1 protein-coding gene is annotated in these 1,181 nt (G+C 65.3%); it reads left to right on the top strand.

Annotation, left to right across the window (positions count from 1 at the left end; genetic code table 11):
* Nucleotides 1-113 precede the first annotated feature (113 nt).
* The gene (locus ACIA49_RS41850; protein ID WP_396383935.1) at nt 114-1,172 is read left to right on the top strand and encodes an IS110 family transposase; all 1,059 of its coding nucleotides are present in this window, start codon (nt 114-116) and stop codon (nt 1,170-1,172) included.
* The last annotated feature ends 9 nt before the right edge of the window (nt 1,173-1,181 follow it).

Here is a 1,181-nt window from a genome sequence, read left to right as displayed (position 1 = left end):
TTGTTGGTGACTTCATAGGAGCCTGTGCCAGCAGGCACCCATCACTGTTCTGTCCCGCTCGCCTCGGCTGGTGCGTGCCGCCCTAGCCCTAGCGAAAGGACGGCTCGATCACCATGACACGAACATCAAACGACCTCCAGTACGGCGTGTTCGGCGGTGTCGATACCCACCGCGACACCCACACCGCGGCGGTGATCGATCCGCTCGGCAGACTGCTGGCGCATCGCACGTTCGCTGCTACCGCGGCCGGGTATGAAGAACTACTAACCTGGATGCGGTCGTTCGGCGCTCTCGAACAGGTCGGCGTCGAAGGAACCGGCGCTTACGGAAACGGTCTCACGAACTACCTCACCGACCAGGACGTGACCGTAACCGAGGTCGACAGGCCGGACCGCAAAACCCGCCGCTCGGCCGGCAAATCCGACCCGATCGACGCCGAGGCGGCAGCCCGGGCCGCAGCAGCAGGTGTCCGGACCGGAACCCCGAAAAACCGCACCGGAGCAGTCGAGGCACTCCGCAACCTACGCGTTGCCCGCCGCTGCGCGATCAGTCACCGCGCCGACTGCATCCGCCGCATCAAAACCTTGATCATCACCGCACCCGAACCACTACGCGAACAGCTGCGCATCCTGTCCGCCCACGAACTCATCACCACCTGCGCCGCACTCCGCCCCGACCTCACCCGCATCGACCAGCCCGGTCAAGCCACCAAGACCGCACTCCGCAGCCTGGCCCACGACCACCAGCACCTCACCCGCCAGATCACCGAACTCGACACCCTCATCACCCCGCTGGTCGAGTCGATCAACCCCAGGCTCCTCGAACTCAACGGTGTCGGAGCCGACGTCGCCGGGCAACTCCTGGTCACCGCCGGCCAAAACCCTCAACGCATCCACTCCGAAGCAGCCTTCGCCATGCTCTGCGGCGTCGCACCCATTCCCGCCTCGTCCGGCCGGACCCACCGCCACCGCCTCAACCGCGGCGGCGACCGCCACGCCAACTCAGCCATCCACCGCATCGTCATCTGCAGACTCCGCTGGGACCCCCGAACCCGCGCCTACATGACCCGCAGAACCACCGAAGGCCTCTCCAAGAAAGACATCATCCGCTGCCTCAAACGCCTCATCGCCCGCGAGATCTACTACACCCTCACCACACTTGACGATCTATAGGAGCATCCC

The sequence above is a fragment of the Kribbella sp. NPDC051587 genome (assembly GCF_044453945.1).
Lineage (GTDB): Bacteria > Actinomycetota > Actinomycetes > Propionibacteriales > Kribbellaceae > Kribbella.
Note: the sequence above shows the minus strand (reverse complement) of the source record. Positions and strands in the feature narration are given on the sequence as shown.

What these genes read in the sequence shown, in the direction of transcription:
- ACIA49_RS41850 (WP_396383935.1), top strand. Translation starts at nt 114, where the DNA reads ATGACACGAACATCAAACGACCTCCAGTACGGCGTGTTCGGCGGTGTC.